Below are 20,167 nucleotides of genomic sequence, written 5' to 3'. Positions count from 1 at the left end.
ATCGTGGCGGGCGTGCGTGCGAAACAGGGCGTCTTCTGCGACCAGACAGCACAGGCTTGCGACCCGGCTGTCACATGCCTGACACGCGACTCTGGAATTGGGATTTCATGCAGACGCACGAGCCCGACGACATGGTCCAGGAAAAGCGATTCCGCACTCTCTTTCTGTCCGATATCCATCTCGGCACGCGTGGATGCCGGGCTGACATGCTGCTCGATTTCCTGCGCGAGTATGATGCCGAGCGGATCTACCTAGTCGGTGACATCTTCGACGGCTGGCGGCTGAAGCGCGGCTGGTACTGGCCGCAGGCGCATAATGACGTGGTGCAGAAGCTTCTGCGCAAGGCGCGCAAGGGCGCCGAGATCATCTATGTGCCGGGCAATCACGACGAGATCATGCGGCATTATCTCGGCACGCATTTCGGCGGCATCGAGGTCAGGGACCGCGATATTCACGAGACCGCCGACGGCAAGAAGCTGCTCATCATCCATGGCGACCAGTTCGATATGGTCGTCGTCAACGCCAGATGGCTCGCCCATGTCGGTGACGCGGCCTATACGGTCGCGCTGGCGGTGAACTTCTGGTTCAACTGGCTGCGCAGACTCTGGGGCGGGCAGTACTGGTCGCTTTCCAAATGGGCCAAGCTGCGCGTCAAGCAGGCGGTCAATTTCATCGGAGCCTATGAGTCGATCCTCGTCGCAGAGGCGGCGAAATCCGGCGTCGACGGCGTGGTTTGCGGCCACATCCACCATGCCGCGCTAACCGAGATGAATGGCATCCGCTACGTCAATACCGGCGACTGGGTCGAAAGCTGCACGGCGATCACCGAGGATTTCGACGGCACGCTGCGGCTGGTCGACTGGTCTGCGACCGTGCGCGAGCGCAGCCGGCCGAAACTGCAAACCGCATTGCCGGCACCGGCGGAAAAGGCCAAGCCGCAAAAAACCGCGGCCTAAGTGTCCCAACAGGAAAGCAAGACACGATGAGCGACGCGCTGACCGTCAAAGAACAACTCGGCGCTGCCGTTCACCAGAACGCGGCCCTGTCGAAGACGGGACTTCTGGAACGCATTTTTTCCAATGCCTTCAACGGCCTCGTCTACCCACAGATCTGGGAGGATCCGGAGGTGGATATGGCGGCGCTGGACATCCAGCCTGACCATCATCTCGTCTGCATCGCGTCGGGTGGCTGCAATTTGATGAGCTACCTGACCGCCGGGCCGGCGTCGATCACGGCGGTCGACCTGTCGCCGGCGCATGTCGCCCTCAATCGCATGAAGCTGGCCGCTGCGCGGGCGCTACCGGATCATGGCCAGTTCTACTCGCTGTTCGGCCATGCCGACCGGAAGGGCAATGCGGAATTGTTCGACCGGCTTGTGGCGCCGCTCTGCGACACGGCGACAGTCGACTACTGGAATGCGCGGCGCGGTCTTGCCGGCCGTCGCATCGACATGTTCGAGCGCGGCTTTTACCAGTATGGCATGCTCGGGCGGTTCATCGGCATGGCGCATGTGCTGGCGCGGCTCTCGGGTGTCGATCTGCGCACCTACCTGCAATGCCGGTCGATGGAAGAGCAGACGGCCTGGTTCGAGGCCAATCTGGCGCCGGTGTTCGACACGCGGGTCGTCAAGTGGCTCGCCGGGAACAAGGCGACGCTGATCGGCCTCGGCATTCCGCCGCAGCAATATGATGCGCTTGCCGGGGCTGCCGGCGGGGACATGCTGGCCGTGTTGAAGGAACGGACGCGGTCGCTGTTCTGCGACTTCCCGCTATCCGAAAACTATTTCGCCTGGCAGGCGGTCAACCGCGCCTATGGCGAGAACGGGCCGGTGCCGCCCTATCTGAAAGCCGGGAATTTCGCCGCGCTGAAGCAGCATGCCGAGCGCGCGACGATCGAGAACCGCTCGCTGATCGATCTCCTCGCAGAAATGCCGGCGGGCTCGAAACACGGCTACTCGCTGCTCGACGCGGTCGACTGGATGACGGATCGGCAGTTGAACGATCTGTGGTCGCAGATCACCCGCACGGCGGCGCCGGGCGCACGCGTGATTTTCCGTACCGCCGGTCTTCCGACCATCCTGCCGGGCCGTGTCGACGACCGGGTTCTCGGTCGCTGGACCTACCATGCGGAGCAATCCGCCGCATGGACGCGCGTAGACCGCTCCGCCATTTACGGCGGTTTCCATCTCTATACGCTCGACGGCTAGGCGGATGGCGCAAGCGATGCGGAACGTGCAAGTGGAGACTCCGTCGCAGACGCATGGCGGACTGATGGATGCGATCTATCGCCGACAACGCCATGTCTACGACTTGACGCGCAAATACTATCTGCTCGGCCGCGACCGGCTTCTCGACGATCTCGACGCGGGCGAGGGAGTGACGGTTCTGGAATCGGCCTGCGGCACGGGCCGCAACCTGATCGTCGCTGCGAAGCGATATCCGAATGCGCGATTCTACGGCTTTGATATTTCGGCGGAAATGCTCAAGCAGGCGCGCCGCAATATCGAGAAGGCGGGTCTCGTCGAGCGCATTGTTCTGGCGCAGGGCGACGCGACCGATTTCGATCCGCGAGCGATGTTCGGCATCGCCTCCTTCGACCGCGTTTTCATCTCTTATGCGCTGTCGATGATTCCGCCATGGCGGGCGGCGGTTTCGGAGGCCCTGGCGCATCTGGCGCCCGGCGGAAGCCTTCACGTGGTCGACTTCGGCGGACAAGACCGGTTGCCCCATTGGTTCCGTGCAGCGCTCGTCGCCTGGCTGTCAAAGTTCCATGTCGAACCGCGCGGCGACCTGGAGCAGGTGTTGCGCGAAGCAACCGTCGCGTGCGGCGGTACGCTCGACTTCGAATCCCTTCATCGCGACTATGCCCGCTACGGCGTGATCCGGCTGCCGGCCTGAGCTTGCTGCTGGACCGGACCGCCAGCTTGCCCTATCAGGACATCGGCGAGCCGTAAGCGAGGAAGAAACATGCCGTCCATCACCCTGACAGCGTCCGATGAATTCGAACTGGGCGCCTATCGCGCCGATCCCGCGAGCGTGCCGCTTGGCGGGATAGTCGTCATCCAGGAGATTTTCGGCGTCAATTCGCATATCCGGTCGGTTTGCGACCGCCTCGCCGAGGCGGGCTATGCGGCAATCGCCCCGGCGCTTTTCGACCGTGTCGAGCGTGATTTCGAATCCGGCTATTCGCCCGAGGAGGTCGAGCGCGCGCGCGGCTTCCTGAAATCTCCCGACTGGGACGCATTCCTTCTCGATATCGAGGCGGCGCGGGTCGCGCTTGCCGGGGCGGGCGAGACGGGCATTGTCGGTTTCTGTCTCGGCGGATCGCTGGCCTATCTTGCCGCTGCCCGGCTGGACGGTTTTTCGGCGGCTGTCGGTTTCTACGGCGGGCGGATCGCCGATTTCGCCGACGAAGCGCCGCGCTGCCCGGTGCAATTGCATTACGGCTCCGAGGACCAGGGCATCCCGATGAGCAATGTGGACACGGTCCACGAAAAACGCCCGGACTGCGAAATCTTCGTCTATGAAGGCGCGGGCCACGGCTTCAATTGCGACGAGCGAGCAAGCTACCATCCGGATGCCGCAAAGCTGGCCTGGGGCCGTACGATGGATTTCCTCGAAGAGAATATCCAGCCGCATTCGCAGTAATGGTTCCGTTGCGTCATGCGGTATGTGTGACTTTTTTGCCGAAGGCGCGGCAAAACTCGCCGGTGCCCCGGTTCGTTGCTATCCGGTTTCTTGCGGGTGACGTTACGTAGGGGTAGGATTCCGAGACGGTTCGTATCATCAGAGGGGATTTGTCATGGCATCGCGTCGCCATCTCTTAGGCAGCACGGCATTGACCGCAACACTCGCCGCTTTGGTTGGCGTTACAGGCGCAATCGCGTTTGCACCGGGCGAGGCTTCGGCCGATCCGGCGGTCTCCAAGGTGAACTGGAAACTGGATGTTTCCGGCGGTGGCGCCGAGCCCGGCTATAATCTTGGCGGGATCCCCTTTAGCAGCGGCGACATCGAGACGGTGTTCAAGGTGCGCGGCGCGGTGTCGATTCCGATCGCCTATTCCTACGGACTGCAGCTTGACGGCGCGGTTGGCAGTTATGACGGCAGCGTGTTCGGCCATGGTGCGGCTCACCTGTTCTGGCGCGACCCGGACGTCGCGTTGTTCGGCGGCTATGCAAGCTGGACGCACTGGAACGGCGTCGATGCCTATCGTGTCGGTATCGAGGGCGAATATTATGCCGGCAACGTGACCCTGTCGGGCCTGATCGGCTCCGAATTCGGCGACGTCGACAACGAACTCTTCTCCTATGCGGAATTGTCTTTCTACGCGATGGAAGACCTGAAGCTGAAGATCGGTCACCACTACGCGCCGGAAGTCGGGCACATGCTGACGACGGGTGCCGAGTATCAGTTCCGTTCGACGCCGTCGGCGGGCTACGCGGTCTATGCCGAGGCTGATTTCGGCGAGAACGGCTACCAGTCGATCTTCGGCGGCTTCAAGATGTATTTCGGCGACTCCAAGAGCCTCATCCGCCGTCACCGCGAGGATGATCCGGACTTCCGCGACGATCTGGGCAGCGTGATTTCCTGCCTGGATGATGAAGGCGACGAGATCCCCGCCTACGATGATGGAGCTTTCTACGGCTATCCCTGTAGCGGCGACTTCATGGAGAAAGGGAAGGAAGGACCAATAGAATAGCCAAGCGTCAGAGGCATTCGCTTCTGAATTGCTCGTGTTTTCGGCGGCCGGACTTGTCCGGCCGTTTTTCTTTTGAGCGGATTTTTACTTCGACTGTCTCGCCGAGGGATTCGGAGATGAGCGGAGCAAGACTCGCGTCTTCCGCCGGCGTTTGACCAGCGTCCTCGGTCTCGACATGCACCTCGATCGCCCCGATACCGGTTTGAACGACCTGCCACCGGCCCGGCCCGAACCGAGCGTCGAGTTCGCTCTCCGGCAGCTTCGGAAACAGCTTGTCACCGTTCGACCGGGTGAAGCGGTTGCGCGCGCGGCCGTCGATGGCGCTGACCGCCGGAAGCGACCGACCGCAGGCGCAGGGTTGCTCGCTCAGCGTGATATAATCGCCGGTCGCGTAACGGATCAGCGGCATGTGGAAATTGAAGAAACCCGTGGCCACGATCTGGCCGGTCTCTCCGGCGCGCGCGGGCCGTCCGTCGTCGGCAATGACCTCGATGAATGCGCTCTCGGCGGCAAGGTGATAGACCGGCGCCTCGTTGCAGGCGAAAAGCACGATGCCGATCTCGCGCGAACTGAGGAAATCCACCGGCTCGACACCGAAAACCCGCGCACAATCCGCTCTCACGCCCGGCGTGCAGCGCTCGGCGCTCGTCATGAGGCCGGTCAGCGGCAATGTCTCGCCGATCCGTTCCAGTTCCAGTGCGATCTCGCGCGCATTGGTCGCCCAGGTGAAAAGGTTACGCGGCTGGCGCCTGACCAACCACTCGACCTGGTCGGCGAGCGGCGTGTTGATGTCGAGCATCGCATAGTCGCCGGAGCCGAGCCCGTAGGACCAGTCGGGCAGCGACCTGCCTTCCGGATAGGCGGCGACGCCGAGATAGTCGATCCGCATGTCGCAGAGACGGCCGTCTGTATCCAGGCCGTGATCCTGGAACAGGCGCATCGCGTGGGCGGCATCGGCGACCTGCGTTGCCTGGCTCTTCTCGAAGAAGAACGGCGTGCCGCTGGAGCCGGTCGTTCTGTCGGGTCTGGCTGTCCCTGCATCGGCCGGCGTTTCCCTGGCCTTGAGCGCCTCGGAATTCGCCTGTGCCGTGGCGCGATCGAGAATCGGCACGTCGAGCCAACGCGAAAGATCCAGATGGTCCTCGGCGTCGAAGGCAGCATCGAAACGGTTTGCGTAGAAGGGCACGTTGCGGCGCGCGTGGCGCACCAGTTCCTCCACGCGACGAGCCTGGAACCCGACCAGTTGCCGCAACGGGCGTCTTTCAAGATCGCGCAGCCGTTGCAGGAACCGCGCGGCCTGCCGGCTGATCATGCTTGGTTGCGGCTTCGGGTCTGGCGGCGTGGGATCGGACATGTGCGGTCGGCAGTTGAGACTAACAGGGAATCGTAGCCAATCTGGCGCGCCGAAGCCAGCGCTATGCGGCCAATTGGCCGGGCGTCAAAACCTGCCTTGTTTCCGCCGTCGCGCTGTTTCAATCCTCATTTCATGGTGGATGGCTGCAGCGGTGATGGCGCGCTTCCGGCGAAGGCGAATGACGGCTTGGCGCCTGGGGCGGCCGAGTTGTCTATGCGTATCGACCAGCCTGCGCGGGCAGGGTCTCCGCGGCGCGCGATTGTGCTCTCCATTGCTTTGCATGTGGCGCTGCTCGCGGTGGCGGTTTTGCTGATGCAGCCGCAAGCGATCCGCAAGGCGCCGGAACGCCGCGTCGATGTCGAGATGATCGATGCGCGCGATTTCGAGGCCGCTCTCGCGCCGCCGGTCCCGGTCTTGCCGGAGCCCGCCATGGCCGTTCCCTCCGGTCCGCCAGACCTACCCGCGCCGGACTGGCTGCAGCCGGACAGCGCCGCGCCGCCCCCGGTTCCCGAGCGGGCTCTGCCAGCTGGGCTCGCCCTAAGGGAAGACGGCATGTATGTCGCGAAGCGGTTCCTGTCCGCGAAGGCGCTGAATGACCCGCGAAGCGCGGAGGCGAAAGCCGCGCTGCCGATGATGCAGTCCGACGAGCGCTTGCTGCAATTGTGCAATATCGAGGCGCTGGAGCAGGTCGCCGCGCTGGACGACACCTTCAGGCCGGACCTGATCGTCTCCTATGCGATGGACGATGTGCGCGTTGGCGCGGCGGCGGCCAAGGCTCCCGGCGCGGCGGTGCGCAATGGCGGCCACTGGTTCAACCTCGCCTTCGAATGCACCGTCACGCCCGATCTCGAAGAGGTTGCGGCCTTCGCCTTCCAGCTTGGCGAGGAGATTCCCGAGGAGAAATGGGAGAGCCACAATCTCGTGTCCGGCGACGACCTCGACAAGCACTGACAACATCGCGATCCCGGTCCGGCAACAATTCGGCATTGCATACATATAACGGGTTCTTTATATCGTTATGTGTTCTAGCAAAGGTGGCTTTCATGTCCAATCCGCTTTCCGATCTCATCGCCGAAAAGGGCGCGCTTCTCGCCGATGGCGCGATGGGGACCAATCTCTTCGACATGGGGCTCGCGGCGGGCGAGGCGCCGGAACTCTGGAACACGGACCAGCCGGAAAAGATCCGCGACCTGCATCAGGGCTTCGTCGATGCCGGCTCGGATATCATCCTGACCAACTCCTTTGGCGGCACGCGTTACCGGCTGAAGCTGCATGACGCGCAGGACCGGGTCTACGAACTGAACAGGAAAGCGGCGGAGCTTGCGCGTGGCGTGGCCGACAAGGCCGGACGCAAGGTCATCGTCGCCGGGTCCGTCGGACCGACGGGCGAATTGCTGGTGCCGCTCGGTTCGCTCACATTCGAGGATGCGGTGGAAGCGTTCCGCGAGCAGATCGTGGGTCTGAAGGATGGCGGCGCGGATGTCGCATGGATCGAGACCATGTCCTCGCCCGACGAAATCCGTGCGGCGGCGGAAGGCGCGATCGCGGCCGGCATGCCCTACACCTTCACCGGCTCCTTCGACACCGCCGGCAAGACCATGATGGGCCTTTCGCCGAAGGACATTTTCGGCGTCACGGCGACCGAACCGGAACAGCCGGTCGCGCTCGGTGCGAATTGCGGCGTCGGCGCGCCGGATATCCTGTCCTCGCTGCTCGACATGAGCGAAGCCAATCCGGAGGCCACGCTGATCGTGAAGGGCAATTGCGGCATCCCGCAGTTTCAGGGCGAGAAGATCGTCTATTCCGGCACGCCGGAACTGATGGCGGATTACGTGCATCTGGCCATCGATGCGGGCGCGAAGATCATCGGTGGCTGTTGCGGCACGTCATGCGACCATCTCAAGGCGATGCGCGTGGCGCTGGACCAACACCAACAAGGCGCGCGGCCGACGCTCGACGAGGTCGTGGCGAAGATCGGGCCGCTGAAGAACAAGTCGGCGAGCGAAGGCGCGGATGCGCCGCGCAGGGAGCGTCGGGGCGGCCGCCGGCGCGGCTGACGGCTCAAACCAGATCGTTTTCGACTAGGTAGGCCGCGCCCGCGCGAACCGCCTCGTCGGCGGGAATGAACTCCATACCGAGGACTTCTTTTGCCCGCGCATTGTCGACGAAGCGCTTGCGGCCGAGCAACGGCACGGCGGCTTTTATCTCATTGTCGAACAGGCCGAGCAGGCGAACCAGCCAGTTCGGCGCGCGCCGGGTGACGATCTTGCGGTCGGGGAATTGTGCCGCGACGACTTCCGCGATTTCCGGCATCCAGAGAAAGCCGGCCGAGCCGATAAATCGATGGCCGATGCTGTCCTCCTTGCCGATCGCGCGGACATGCATGGCCGCGATGTCACGGACATCGACACACAGGAGTCCGATGTTGGGGAGCGCCGGGTCCTTCGATCCGACGAGCCGCTGCAGCAGGCCGAGTGAAGACCCGAAATGCCGGTCGAGGGGCGGGCCAAGGACCATGCCGGGATTGATGACCGTCAGTTGAATCTCCGGCGCCTCGTCGCGCACGAAGTCCCAGGCGGCCCGTTCGGCAAGCGTTTTCGATTTCGAATAGGCCGAGATGGAGGGGCTCTCGACATCCGACCAGTCGCTTTCGTCGAAAAGCTTGCCGTCAGGCACGCCGTCCTGTTCCAAAACGGATACGATCGAGGATGTGAGGATCACGCGGTTCACGCCGGCGGCCTTCGCGGCGCGCAGGGCGCGCAGCGTTCCGTCGACGGCGGGGCGGATCAGGTCGTTTTCGTCGCGGGGCTGGCTGATGGGAAAGGGGGATGCGGTGTGCACCAGCGTATCGACGCCTTGCAGTGCCTCGTCCCATCCCTTGTCGGAAAGGAGATCGAGTTCGACGAAGGTCAGCCGCTCGTCCAGTCCGGCCGGGTCGGTCAGATGCGGACGGACCGCGTCCGTGACTTCACCGGCGCGGTTCATCGAGCGCAGCGAGCCGCGCACCGTGTATCCCGCCTCGAGCAATTGCAGCGCGATATGCTTGGCGATGAAACCTGAAGCTCCGGTCAGAAGGACTGTCTTCTTGTCCGGCATGTTGCTCTCCTCCTGCTTGACGTTGTCAAGATAGATAGGGTCGGTCCCTTCAATGTCCAGAGGAATGATTGCCTTTCATCGATCCGGACGGGGAGTGGAAGGCTTTGCGCGTATAAACGAAAGCGTCCTCCCGGCAGGCCGGGAGGACGTTGTTTCGCGTTGTCGGCGCGGTCAGGCGCGGCCGGCGAGCATCGGTTCGGTCATCGCCGCGCTGTAGGCGATGGCCTGGCCGAGGAAGGCGTCGTAGCTTTCCACCACGGTCGCCACGTCGGCGTTCTGGCCCTTGAGCTCTTCCTTGACTTCCTCCCATGCGCCGCGCATCGCGGTGACCACTTCTTCGGGGAAGTTCAGGAATTCGACGCCGCCGTCCTTCAATTGCTGCATCGCCTGGGCGTTGAAGTAGTCGAACTGGGCATGCATCTCGAGCGCTGCTGCGTAGGACGCCGCTTCGCAGATTGCCTGGAGATCGGCCGGCAGTTCGGCCCAGGCATCGGAGTTGAAGACGACCGCGACGCCGGCGCCCGGCTCGGCATAGGCCGGCACGTAGCAAAGGTTCGTGATCTTCTGCAGGCCGAAAGCCTGGTCGAGCATCGGGCCGACCCATTCTGCGGCGTCGATCGTGCCGGACTGCAGGGCCTGGAAGATCTCCGTCGGCGGCATCAGAACGGCGTTGACGCCGAGCTTGCGCAGCATCTCGCCACCGAGTCCTGCGATGCGCATGTTCAGCCCCTTGAGATCGTCGAGGCTTTCGATGCGATTCTTGAACCAGCCGCCGGACTGGGTGTTGGAGTTGCCGCAATAAAACGGCGTGAGGTTGCGCTGGGCGTAGATGTCGTTCCAGATTTCCTGGCCGCCGCCCCACTTGATCCAGGCGAACTGCTCGTTCGAGGTCATGCCGAATGGCACGCCGGTATACCAGTGCAGCGCGGGGTTCTTGCCGGCGGCGTAGTAGGTCGGGCCATGGCCGACCGGCACGTTGCCCTGCTGCACGGCATCTTCGACGCCGAAGGGCGGCACGAGTTCGCCGGCGCCGTAGACGGTCAGTTCCAGGCGGCCGTCGGACATCTGGCCGACGAGTTCCGCGAAGCGCGTGACGTTGGTTCCGACGCCCGGCGCCGCCTTGGGAAAGGCCGAAGCCATGTTCCACTGGACCTTGCCCTGCGCGATGGCGGGGGCCGCGAGCGTGGATGCCGCGGCGATGCCTGCGCCGCTGGTCAGGAATGTTCTGCGTTTCATGATGCCTCCCTGAGGTTGGTTGGATTTTCTAGCCAAAGATCACATGCGGCAGCCATGTGGCAAGCTCCGGAAACGCCGCAAGGATGGCGAGCGCGATCAATTGCAGGATCACGAATGGGATGACGCCACGGTAGATATCGACCGTGGTGATGCTGCGCGGCGCGGCGGAGCGGAAGTAAAACAGCGCGAAGCCGAAGGGTGGCGTCAGGAAGGATGTCTGCAGGTTCATCGCCATCAGAACGCCGAACCAGACGGGCGAAATATCGGTTCCGAGCACGGCCGGTCCGAGAAGGGGCACCACGACATAGATGATCTCGACGGCTTCCAAAATGAAGCCGAGGAAGAAGACCAGCAGCATGATGATCGCGAGCGCCGCGAAATGGCCGCCGGGCAGGTGGCCGATCAGTTCGGTAACAAGGTGATCGCCGCCGAAGCCGCGGAAGACCAGCGACAGAAGCGAAGCCGCGATGACGATGCCGAACACCATGCCGGAAATCTTGATGGTTTCCATCAGCGCCGAGCGGAGCGTGTCCTTGCGCCACAGCCGGACTGCGGCGGCCAGCGTGCCGATGGCGATCAGTCCGCCTGCGGCGACGGCGAACAGCCCCGCGAAGCCGTTACCGGTATTGCGGCCGAGCCCCGCGACCTGAAGCGCGACGAGCGCGAAGGCGGCTAGGCCCGTCGCCACAATCAGAATCCGTTCCGCGCGGTGCGGCGCGGCCTTGAAGGCGGCCAGCAGCATGGCGCCGATTGCGCCGAGGCCGGCGGCTTCGGTGGCGGTTGCGATGCCGCCGAGGATCGATCCGAGGACGGCGAGGATCAGCAGCATCGGCGGCAGGAAGGTGGTGGCGATCTCGGCGCGGGAAACGCGTTCGGCTTGCGGGCGCGGCGGCGCATCGGCGCGCGGGCGCAGCGCAAAGAAGAGATAGAGCGCGTAAAGCCCGACCAGGACGAGGCCCGGGATCAAGGCGCCCGCGAACAGGTCGCCGACGGAGACCGGCTGCGGCGCGAAATTGCCCGCTTTCTGCTGGGCTTCCAGATAGGTGTTGCCGATCTGGTCGCCAAGCAACACGAGCAGGATCGAGGGCGGTATGATCTGGCCAAGCGTGCCCGACGCGCAGATCAGCCCGCTTGCCTGGCGTTTCGAGATGCCGGCGTCGAGCATCGGCTTGAGGCCGACCAGCACCAGCATGACGACGGTCGCCCCGATGATCCCCGTCGCCGCCGCGATCATGGCCGAGAAGAACAGGACGGACAGGCCCATGCCGCGCGTGCTGCCACCCATCATGCGCGCGAGGACGCCCAGCATGTCCTCGGCGAGGCGGGCGCGTTCGAGCAGGACGCCCATCAGGACGAAAAGCGGCACCGCCATCAGCAGGTTGTTCGACATGATGCCCCAGACGCGCGCCGGGAAGAAGGACAGGAAGCCGAGATCGAACGCGCCGAAAAGGTGGCCGATCACGGCGGTCACCAGCGGGACGCCCGCGATGGCCAGCATCGCCGGAATGCCGCTAAGGATCCCCGCGAACAGGCCGAGGACCATCAGGGCGAGAAAGATCTCGTGCGCCGTCACCCGAGCAGTTCCCTGGCCGGGCGCGGGCGCAGCACGGCGGCGATGCCCTGGAGAATGGTCAGCGTCGCGGCGACCGGCAAAGCCGTCTTGACGAGGAACAGCCCGCCGAGGCCGCCGGTTTCGATCGATCCCTCGCGGATCTGCCAGCTATAAGCGAGTTCCGGCCAGTAGGCCCAGACGATCAGCCCGAATGCGGGGATCAGGAAAAGCACGAGCGCGACACGATCCGCCCAGGCGACATAGCGGTCGCCGAGCGCCTCGGAGACGATCTCGACGCGGACATGGCCGTCGCGGGCGAGGCAGACCGGCACGGAGAACACCAGCAGCACGGCGAAGGCGTAGCCCGCCAGTTCCTGAAGTTCGATGAAGCCGGTGCCAAAGCCGTAGCGCAGCACTACGATCGCCAGTACGGCGGAAACCAGCACGATCGCTGCCAGCCCGCAGACGACGCTGGCGACGGTGTCGAGTATGGAACACAAGGCGAGGAAACGCTGCCGCATCGAGAGCCCGTTGGAAAAGACCGGCGAACTCCAACCATTCCCGAGCGCGCCAGTCAATGCGCTGGGCGCGGCACTCAGGAGGTCGCGAGCGCCTTTTCCCTGTATTGCGACGGGCTCATGCCGATGCGTTCGCGGAAAGCGCGGTTGAACGGCGCGAGCGAGGAATACCCCAGATCGAAAGCCAGGCTGGTGATCTGCTCGCGCGCGGTTTCGGGCTCGGAAAGCCGGCGGCGCGCCTCCTCGATGCGGTGATCGTTGATGAAGGCGGCGAAGTTGCGGTAGCCGAGGCCCTTGTTGATCAGGCGGCGCAGGCGGTGTTCCGGCATGTTCATGCGGTTCGCCAATTCGCCGATGGTCAGGCCGGAATTGAGATAGATGCCCTCGTTCATGAGCTTTTCCAGCCGTGCCAGATCGAACCGGTCGGCTGCCGAATTCGTGCCATTCGGCTGTGGGGCCGACGCGACCGGCTGGGGGAAAAGCGATTTGCGAATGCCGGCGATACCGAAAGCGAAGGCCGCGCTCACACAGAGCAGCATCGCAGCAATGGCGGGCGACGCGAAACCGCCGCGCAGGTTGAAAAGCTCGTAGACCTCGATCACGCCGATCGCGAGGCAGACCAGCGGCACGAGAAAGACGACGATACCGGTGAACTGACGCCGCGCCGCCACGAGATCGTCACGCAGATTGCAGCGGGTCATGCGCAATATATGCACCATGAGCGCGAGCACGATGGCCACATGCGCAAGCTTCGATGCCCGTTCCGTCGCCGGAAAGGGGAAGCAGACAAGGAAGAGGGCAGCGATCGCGACTGGTGGCGCGGCCATCCATGTCCTGAACGCGAATTCGTCATCGAACAGCGCCATGATGAACAGCCAGAAAAAAGCCGGCGACAGCATCGCGAGGAGCTTGAGCGGTACGAAGGCGGGGCCGAGCATGTCCTGAAGCGGCTCGACCGACAACATGGCGTAGACGCCCGCGCCGAGTGCGAAGAGCGCACCGAAGACGGTGACCTCTCGCAGCGGCCGCGTGGCGAGGAGAAAGCCGGCCATCAGCAAGGTGATGCCGGTTGCCCCGCCGCGAAGGGCGTAGTCCGCTATCAGCGCTATGGGGATGGCTTGCTGTTCCATGAGCCCATAGATAGGCGATCCGCCGGCGCGCGAAAAGCTGCCGGCGGCGCGGATATGGAAATCAGAATCCGAAAGCCGGGTTGATCGGCGCGGACGGGAAGTGCGGCTGATTCTCCCCGTGGGTCACGCGGCAGACAATGCCGGCCTTCGGGTCGGTCGGATCGCAGTTGCGGCTGGCGACGGGAACCGAGCCGGTCGTGCGGGTGTCGATCATGACCTGTTCCGGGTTCTTAGCCTCTTCCGCGAAGGCCGGCGCAATGGCGGCGGTTGACGTTGCGAGGCCCAGAAATGCGGCTGCGGCGATTTGCATTGTGCGGGTTCCGGTGTTCATCGAACTATCCTTTCTTTCCTTGCGCCGGGAGGTCGCGGCGTCGTTGCTCACAAGTGGGGGATCGGCGGCCGGCTGGCCGCGCGGATTTCGGAATCGTCGGGCGATTTCCGGAATCGATCGGAGGTTTTCGGAATCGAGCAGCGGCCGCCGCTACCGCGCGGTCTCGACCGGCGGATCGTTGACGCCAGTGGTGGAGGATCGTGAATCAAGCCGAGGAAATCGCGAATCGGGAAGCGTCCGGACGGTGGTATCGAGGCTTATGCCCGGCGTTTCCCGTCGGTCCTCCAATCGCGGTGCTTGCAAGGCGGCAAGGGCCTGCTAATTTCCCTGCATGAACCCGAACCCGTCACCGCGCACGCTTCATGCGGAACTGCTGCTGCTTTGCGCCCGAATAGGCTATTCGCCCCATTCTGTCTCCTGACCGCGACCCAGGCGCCGGCAGGCGTGTCATCCGTCCAATCAGGAGAAATTCATGACCTATCAGAACTATTCGGTCGATCAGCTGCGGGCGATCGACAATGCGCATCACCTTCATCCCTTCACCGACCACAAGGACCTGCGCGAAGCAGGGACGCGTGTGATCACACGTGCCGACGGTCCGTTCGTCTATGATTCGGAGGGCAACGAGATCCTCGACGGCATGGCCGGCCTTTGGTGCGTCAATGCCGGTTATGGCCGCGAGGAACTGGTGGAGGCCGCCGCCGAGCAGATGCGGGAACTGCCTTATTACAATTCCTTCTTCCGCTGCACGACGCCGACGCCTTCGCTTCTCGCGCAGAAACTCGCCGAGATCGCGCCTGACCATATCAACCAGGTCTTCTATGGCTCGTCCGGTTCCGAATCCAACGACACCGCCTTGCGTCTCGTGCGCCATTACTGGGCGCTGGAAGGCAAGCCGGAAAAGAACATCGTGATCTCGCGCAACTGGGCCTATCACGGGTCGACCATTGCCGGGACTTCGCTCGGCGGCATGACGGCGATGCACGAACAGCTCCATGGCGCGGTGCCGAACATCCGCCACGTCATGTGCCCTTATGCGTACGAACTGGCGGAGCCGGGCGAGAGCGAGCACGATTTCGGCTTGCGCGCGGCGAAGGCGGTCGAGGATGCGATCATCGAGGCCGGGCCCGAGAATGTCGCCGCTTTCATCGGCGAGCCGATCCAGGGTGCCGGCGGCGTCAAGATTCCGCCGGAGAGCTACTGGCCGGAGATCCAGCGCATCTGCGAAAAATACGATGTGCTGCTGATGCTCGACGAGGTGATCACCGGCTATGGACGCACGGGCGAGTGGTTCGCGGCGCAGTCGATGGGCATCAAGCCCGATACGATGACGACCGCGAAAGGGCTCACTTCGGGCTACCAGCCGCTTTCTGCGCTTCTTGTCGGCGACCGGATCGCCTCGACATTGGTGGAAAAGGGCGGCGAGTTCAATCACGGCTACACCTATTCCGGGCACCCGGTGGCCTGCGCCGTGGCGTTGAAGAATATCGAGATCATCGCGCGCGAGGGTCTGATCGACCGCGTTCGCGACGAGACCGGCCCCTATCTGCGCGAGGCGCTCACCGCAGCCCTGGGCGACCATCCGATGGTCGGCGAGATACGCACATTCGGCCTGCTGGCAGCGATCGAGGTGGTGAAGGATCGCGACACGCGCGAGCGCTTCCAGCCGGAAGGTTCCGCGCCCGTCGTGATCCGCGACCATGCCATCGCGAACGGGCTGATGATGCGCGCCGTGATGGACACCATGATCATGTCCCCGCCGCTGATCTGGACGAAGGCCACGATCGACATGGCGGCAGAACGGGTTCGCGCCGGGTTCGATCTCGCGGCGAAGGAACTGCGCTAAGAGCCTGAAAAGGCGTCAGTCGAACAGGGCGGACAAGCGTTTCTGTTCGGCTGCGTCGAAGGCGAGCTGCGCCCGGTTGTGGGCGTTGCGGTTGCGCTTGAGAACGCGCTGGGCGGCCTTGTCCAGCGCGTCGCAACTCGATTTCGGCGACAGGGCTTCGAGTTCCTCGCCGATCTTTTGGGCGTATTCCTCCGCGATGGCGACGTGCTGTTCCTCGTGCTCGCGGGCATAGGCCGAAAGATGTCTCCAGGCGATGCGCAGTTCGGGATCCGAGCTTCGCATGTGGTCGCGCCAGCGCGGCAGTGTCAGGTTGGCTTCGATGCGGAATTTCGCCTGCCGGTAGGCGCAGCCCTTGTCGGTCTCGTCATAGGAAACTGCGACCGGTACGAACTTGATCGCCGCGGACGCCAGAGCGTGTCCCTTGAGTGGCCCCTTGGATGCAATCTCGCGATCGAGATCCGCGCCGGTGGCGCCGGCGATGCTGTAATAGGTCGTCGTGACGCGCGTCTGCGTCGATGTGCAGGCGGCCACTGCCAGAACTGCGACGGATGCCAATCCGATTTTCCTGATGAAACCCTGGTGCATGCGACTTTGGTTCCCGGACCTCTCCCTTGCCCATCAATACCCAATATATTCGCGCGAACCAGCCTTATTCGCACTTAAGATGAACGGCGCGTGTTGGCGAAAACGCCGCGATGACGGGGCGCATGCGGGCGCGGGGCCGCCCCATGGTTCGAAATGTGCGTTTGTTAATTGAGAAAAATGCCGGATTTAGATTTGCTTAAGGTCTCAATAACCTCGTGGTAACCCTGTTGCCCGTAATGTCCGGGTCGAGGCGAGCGACAAGACGCCTCGATCTCCGGAGAAGGTACTGCGTACCGGAGCCTCGTTCTTCCGCCGCGTTTTTGGCGGACTCCAGATACCGGATTTCCGGTGACCGCATGTGACGTCCGCGTTGCCTGCGGTTTTGGTGATGGCATCCCGTTCACGAAAGATTTTACGCGACCGCCTCGGCAGGGCTGCCGGGATGGACTATAGGCTCGCCCCACGAGCGGCCGGCACACGGCTTTTTTCTATGGATGCGGAAACTCCGGCATGAATTCTCCAGACACGACGGACCCCCGCGGCACCGCCGCGCTCGCGATCTCCGCGCGTGGCCTCGTCAAGACATTCGGAAAGCTGCAGGCGGTTGCCGGAATCGATCTCGACGTTCCGCGCGGCATGATTTTCGCGGTACTCGGGCCGAACGGGGCGGGAAAGACGACGTTGATCCGCATGCTTGCGACCCTGATCGCGCCGGACGAAGGCAAGGCGACGGTGATGGGTCACGATCTGCGTGACGAAGCGGACGCTGTCCGGTCTTCGATTGCCTTGACCGGCCAGTTTGCGTCACTCGACGAGGATCTGACAGGCCGGGAAAACCTGCTTCTTCTGGCGCGGCTGTGGGGATTCCGGGGCCGTCAGGCAACCGGTCGGGCGAGGGACCTGCTCGAGGCATTCAACCTGTCGGATGCCGCGAACAAGCAGGTGAAAGACTATTCCGGCGGCATGCGGAGACGGCTGGATATCGCGGCGTCCCTGATCGTAACGCCCGGCGTGCTTTTTCTCGACGAACCCACGACAGGGCTCGACCCCGTGGCCCGGCAGGGTGTTTGGCGAATGATCCGGGACCTTGCGCGTTCGGGCGTCACCATCCTTTTGACGACGCAGTATCTGGAGGAAGCGGACCAGTTGGCGGCGCGTATCGCGGTGATCGACCGCGGCCGGAAGATCGCCGAGGGGACCAGCCGCGAGCTCAAGGCGACGATCGGCTCGGGTTTCCTTCATGTGGCGCTTGGCGACGCATCGGATATCGACCGCGCGTCGGCGTTGCTGGAGGCGAAGCTCGGCCATCCGCCGAAACGAAATGTCGAGGGCGGCGCGCTGTCCATTATGGCCGATACGCCGAAGGCCGCGAACGAAGCTGTCGCCGCACTGATGGCGGACGGTATCGCCGTAACCGATTTCTCGATGGGCACTCCCAGTCTCGACGAGGTGTTCTTCGCGCTGACCGGTGATCCGGCGGAGCCGGAAAAGGAGCAGGCATCATGAATGACATCACGCCCGCGACGCTGAAACATGTCGAGCGGCCGGCGCGTCCCGGCGGCATGTCGAACGCGCTTGTCTTCGGCTGGCGCGCGATCCTGAAGTTCAAACATGTTCCCGAACAGCTTTTCGACCTGATCATGACGCCGATCATGTTCACGCTCCTCTTCACCTTCGTGTTCGGTGGAGCGCTGGCGGGATCGACGGACAATTATCTTCAGTTCTTCCTGCCGGGTATCCTCGTGCAGACGGTGGTTTTCAACTCGGTCTATTCGGGCATGGGGTTGAGCACGGATCTGGGCAAAGGGCTCTTCGAGCGATTTCGGTCGCTGCCCATCTGGCCGCTCGCGCCGTTTGCCGGCCTCATGGTCGGCGACGTGCTGCGCCATTTTATCGCCGGTTCCATCATTCTCGCGATTGGACTGATGTTGGGTTATCGGGCCGAAGCGGGCGTGTTCGGCGTGATCGGCGCCTTTTTGCTGCTTTTCGCCGTGGGCTTCGGCTTTGGTTGGGTCTTCATCCTGATGGGATTGCTGATCCGCACGCCGATGACGGTGATGACGATCGGCTTCACGCTGATCTTTCCGCTGGTCTTCGCGTCCAACATCATGGTCGAGCCGGAGACGATGCCGGACTGGCTGCGGGCCTTCGTCGATCATAATCCGATTTCCTTCATTACGACGGCATTGCGCGGCCTGATGGGCGGTGGCGTGACCTTCCAGCAGATCCTGCTGGCGCTGATCGCACCGGTCCTGCTGACAGTCGTGCTCGCGCCGGCCAGTCTCGTCGCCTATCGGCGCAAGTAGGAAGGGCCGGGCCGCAAACGTGCCTTTCCAGCGCGACCGCGTTCCGGTAGCGAGTGGCGCATGACCAGGGCCATCATGTTTCAGGGGACGGGTTCAGATGTCGGCAAGACTGTGCTGGTCGCCGGCCTGTGCCGGCTGTTGACCAATCGCGGCCTTTCCGTGCGTCCGTTCAAGCCGCAGAACATGTCCAACAATGCCGCCGTCGCCGAAGATGGCGGGGAGATCGGCCGAGCGCAGTGGCTGCAGGCGCTGGCCTGCCGGGTGCCGCCATCCGTCGACATGAACCCGGTGCTCCTCAAGCCGCAAAGCGAGACCGGCAGTCAGGTCGTGGTGCATGGCAGGGTGCGGGGCGCGGCCCGGGGCCGGGATTACCAGAAACTCAAGCCGGAGCTTCTCGGCGCGGTGCTCGAAAGCTACGAGCGCATCCGTGCCGGCGCGGATGTCGTGATCGCCGAGGGGGCTGGGTCACCCGCCGAGGTCAATCTGCGCGCGGGCGATATTGCCAATATGGGGTTCGCGACGGCGGCCGACGTTCCGGTGATCCTGGTTGGCGACATTGACCGGGGCGGGGTAATCGCGTCGCTGGTCGGCACGCATGCGATCCTGCCCGAGACCGATCGCGCCATGATCGCGGGATTCCTGATCAACAAGTTTCGCGGTGATGTCAGCCTGTTCGATGACGGGTTGACGGCAATCACGCGCCATACGGGCTGGCGGTCATTCGGTGTCCTTCCGTGGCTGAAACAGGCGGGACGGCTTCCGGCCGAAGATTCGGTGGCGCTTGAGCGGATGGCCGCGATCTCGGGAGGCGGGGCGAAGATCGCCGTACCGATACTCGACCGTGTCGCCAATTTCGATGACCTCGACCCCCTGGTTGGAGAACCGGGTGTCGATGTCGTCATGGTGCGTGCCGGAGAGCGCATCCCGGCAGATGCGGCTGCGATCGTCATTCCCGGTTCGAAATCGACGATCGCGGATCTCATCCGCTTCCGGGAAAACGGGTGGCACCGGGAGATCTCTGCCCATGTCGCGCGTGGCGGTCAGGTGGTTGGCGTGTGCGGCGGATACCAGATGCTCGGCAAGCAGGTCCGCGATCCGCTCGGTATCGAGGGCGACATCAGGGAAACGGAAGGGCTCGGCCTGCTCGATGTAGTGACGGAAATGGCGCCCGAAAAAAGGGTCGAAACCGTTTCGGCGCGCTCACCGGTTTTCGGTGTCGACCTCACGGGTTACGAGATCCATCTCGGCGTGACCGCGGGGCCGGATTGCGCGCGCCCGGCCGCGCTGATCGACGGCAAGCCGGATGGCGCGGTCTCTGCGGATGGCCGCATTTTCGGCACCTATCTGCATGGTCTGTTCGATAGCGGCGCTTTCCGGGCGGCCTGGCTTGATAGCCTTGGCGTCGTCTCCGACGGTGGCGACCATCGCAGCCGCGTCGAAGCCGCGCTCGACGAAATTGCGGGGGAGATGGAGCGCCATCTCGACGTGGAGGCGATCTTGCAGGCGGCGCGGTAG

19 protein-coding genes are annotated in these 20,167 nt (G+C 63.7%); 11 read left to right on the top strand and 8 right to left on the bottom strand.

Translation table 11 applies throughout. The features are described from left to right. The first annotated feature begins 107 nt into the window (after positions 1-107). The 5 genes from LC343_RS02275 to LC343_RS02255 all read left to right on the top strand — a co-directional run bounded on the left by LC343_RS02275 (position 108) and on the right by LC343_RS02255 (position 4,698). A complete protein-coding gene (locus LC343_RS02275; protein WP_428982505.1) occupies positions 108-956 on the top strand; it encodes a UDP-2,3-diacylglucosamine diphosphatase in 849 nt (282 codons plus the stop codon). Between the two features lie 26 nt (positions 957-982). Then, positions 983-2,206: a BtaA family protein gene (locus LC343_RS02270; RefSeq protein ID WP_223475466.1), complete on the top strand. Its 1,224-nt coding sequence runs from the start codon at positions 983-985 to the stop codon at positions 2,204-2,206. Between the two features lie 16 nt (positions 2,207-2,222). Then, on the top strand, positions 2,223-2,897 hold the full coding sequence (locus LC343_RS02265) for a class I SAM-dependent methyltransferase (RefSeq protein ID WP_223475465.1): 675 nt from the start codon (positions 2,223-2,225) through the stop codon (positions 2,895-2,897). Positions 2,898-2,966: 69 nt separating this feature from the next. Continuing rightward, positions 2,967-3,647: a dienelactone hydrolase family protein gene (locus LC343_RS02260; RefSeq protein WP_223475464.1), complete on the top strand. Its 681-nt coding sequence runs from the start codon at positions 2,967-2,969 to the stop codon at positions 3,645-3,647. Between the two features lie 154 nt (positions 3,648-3,801). Continuing rightward, positions 3,802-4,698 carry a hypothetical protein gene (locus LC343_RS02255; protein WP_223475463.1) on the top strand — a complete coding sequence of 299 codons (897 nt, stop codon included), beginning with the start codon at positions 3,802-3,804 and terminating at the stop codon, positions 4,696-4,698. A 7-nt stretch (positions 4,699-4,705) separates the two neighbouring features. Here the strand turns inward: LC343_RS02255 and LC343_RS02250 are convergent, their stop codons facing one another. Next, positions 4,706-6,010 carry a phenylacetate--CoA ligase family protein gene (locus LC343_RS02250; protein WP_223475462.1) on the bottom strand — a complete coding sequence of 435 codons (1,305 nt, stop codon included), beginning with the start codon at positions 6,008-6,010 and terminating at the stop codon, positions 4,706-4,708. Between the two features lie 255 nt (positions 6,011-6,265). Between LC343_RS02250 and LC343_RS02245 the strand changes: the two genes are divergently transcribed. After that, complete coding sequence (locus tag LC343_RS02245) at positions 6,266-7,003, top strand: DUF930 domain-containing protein (protein WP_223475461.1); 738 nt, start codon at positions 6,266-6,268, stop codon at positions 7,001-7,003. A 92-nt stretch (positions 7,004-7,095) separates the two neighbouring features. After that, positions 7,096-8,109: a betaine--homocysteine S-methyltransferase gene (gene bmt / locus LC343_RS02240; protein ID WP_238484113.1), complete on the top strand. Its 1,014-nt coding sequence runs from the start codon at positions 7,096-7,098 to the stop codon at positions 8,107-8,109. 4 nt (positions 8,110-8,113) lie between these two features. Here the strand turns inward: bmt and LC343_RS02235 are convergent, their stop codons facing one another. From LC343_RS02235 to LC343_RS02210, 6 genes are all read right to left on the bottom strand, one after another. Further along, positions 8,114-9,148 carry an SDR family oxidoreductase gene (locus tag LC343_RS02235; protein ID WP_223475459.1) on the bottom strand — a complete coding sequence of 345 codons (1,035 nt, stop codon included), beginning with the start codon at positions 9,146-9,148 and terminating at the stop codon, positions 8,114-8,116. Positions 9,149-9,319: 171 nt separating this feature from the next. Next, entirely contained in the window at positions 9,320-10,384 is a 1,065-nt protein-coding gene (locus tag LC343_RS02230; RefSeq protein WP_223475458.1) for a TRAP transporter substrate-binding protein, read from the bottom strand. A gap of 28 nt (positions 10,385-10,412) precedes the next feature. Then, positions 10,413-11,957 carry a TRAP transporter large permease gene (locus tag LC343_RS02225; RefSeq protein WP_223475457.1) on the bottom strand — a complete coding sequence of 515 codons (1,545 nt, stop codon included), beginning with the start codon at positions 11,955-11,957 and terminating at the stop codon, positions 10,413-10,415. Continuing rightward, entirely contained in the window at positions 11,954-12,457 is a 504-nt protein-coding gene (locus tag LC343_RS02220) for a TRAP transporter small permease subunit (RefSeq protein ID WP_223475456.1), read from the bottom strand. The genes LC343_RS02225 and LC343_RS02220 overlap by 4 nt, the downstream gene beginning before the upstream one ends. Positions 12,458-12,531: 74 nt before the next feature. Beyond that, positions 12,532-13,584 (bottom strand): AraC family transcriptional regulator, encoded by a 1,053-nt coding sequence (locus tag LC343_RS02215; RefSeq protein ID WP_223475455.1) that lies wholly within the window; start codon positions 13,582-13,584, stop codon positions 12,532-12,534. Between the two features lie 61 nt (positions 13,585-13,645). Next, positions 13,646-13,915, bottom strand: a complete 270-nt coding sequence (locus LC343_RS02210) for a DUF4179 domain-containing protein (protein ID WP_223475454.1) — start codon at positions 13,913-13,915, stop codon at positions 13,646-13,648. A gap of 472 nt (positions 13,916-14,387) precedes the next feature. On the opposite strand from LC343_RS02210, the gene LC343_RS02205 reads away from it, so the two are divergent. Next, a complete protein-coding gene (locus LC343_RS02205) occupies positions 14,388-15,761 on the top strand; it encodes an aspartate aminotransferase family protein (RefSeq protein ID WP_223475453.1) in 1,374 nt (457 codons plus the stop codon). A gap of 15 nt (positions 15,762-15,776) precedes the next feature. Here LC343_RS02205 and LC343_RS02200 read toward each other — a convergent pair whose 3' ends face one another. Further along, entirely contained in the window at positions 15,777-16,316 is a 540-nt protein-coding gene (locus LC343_RS02200) for a DUF922 domain-containing protein (RefSeq protein ID WP_223475452.1), read from the bottom strand. Between the two features lie 540 nt (positions 16,317-16,856). On the opposite strand from LC343_RS02200, the gene LC343_RS02195 reads away from it, so the two are divergent. The 3 genes from LC343_RS02195 to LC343_RS02185 are packed head-to-tail and all read left to right on the top strand — an operon-like array spanning position 16,857 to position 20,167. Then, on the top strand, positions 16,857-17,852 hold the full coding sequence (locus LC343_RS02195) for an ATP-binding cassette domain-containing protein (protein ID WP_223475451.1): 996 nt from the start codon (positions 16,857-16,859) through the stop codon (positions 17,850-17,852). Next, a complete protein-coding gene (locus tag LC343_RS02190; protein WP_223475450.1) occupies positions 17,849-18,652 on the top strand; it encodes an ABC transporter permease in 804 nt (267 codons plus the stop codon). Before LC343_RS02195 ends, LC343_RS02190 begins: the two co-directional genes overlap by 4 nt. A gap of 60 nt (positions 18,653-18,712) precedes the next feature. After that, on the top strand, positions 18,713-20,167 hold the full coding sequence (locus LC343_RS02185; protein WP_223475449.1) for a cobyric acid synthase: 1,455 nt from the start codon (positions 18,713-18,715) through the stop codon (positions 20,165-20,167).

Origin of the sequence: Oricola indica, from assembly GCF_019966595.1 — a bacterium.
Classification (GTDB): domain Bacteria; phylum Pseudomonadota; class Alphaproteobacteria; order Rhizobiales; family Rhizobiaceae; genus Oricola; species Oricola indica.
Note: the sequence above shows the minus strand (reverse complement) of the source record. Positions and strands in the feature narration are given on the sequence as shown.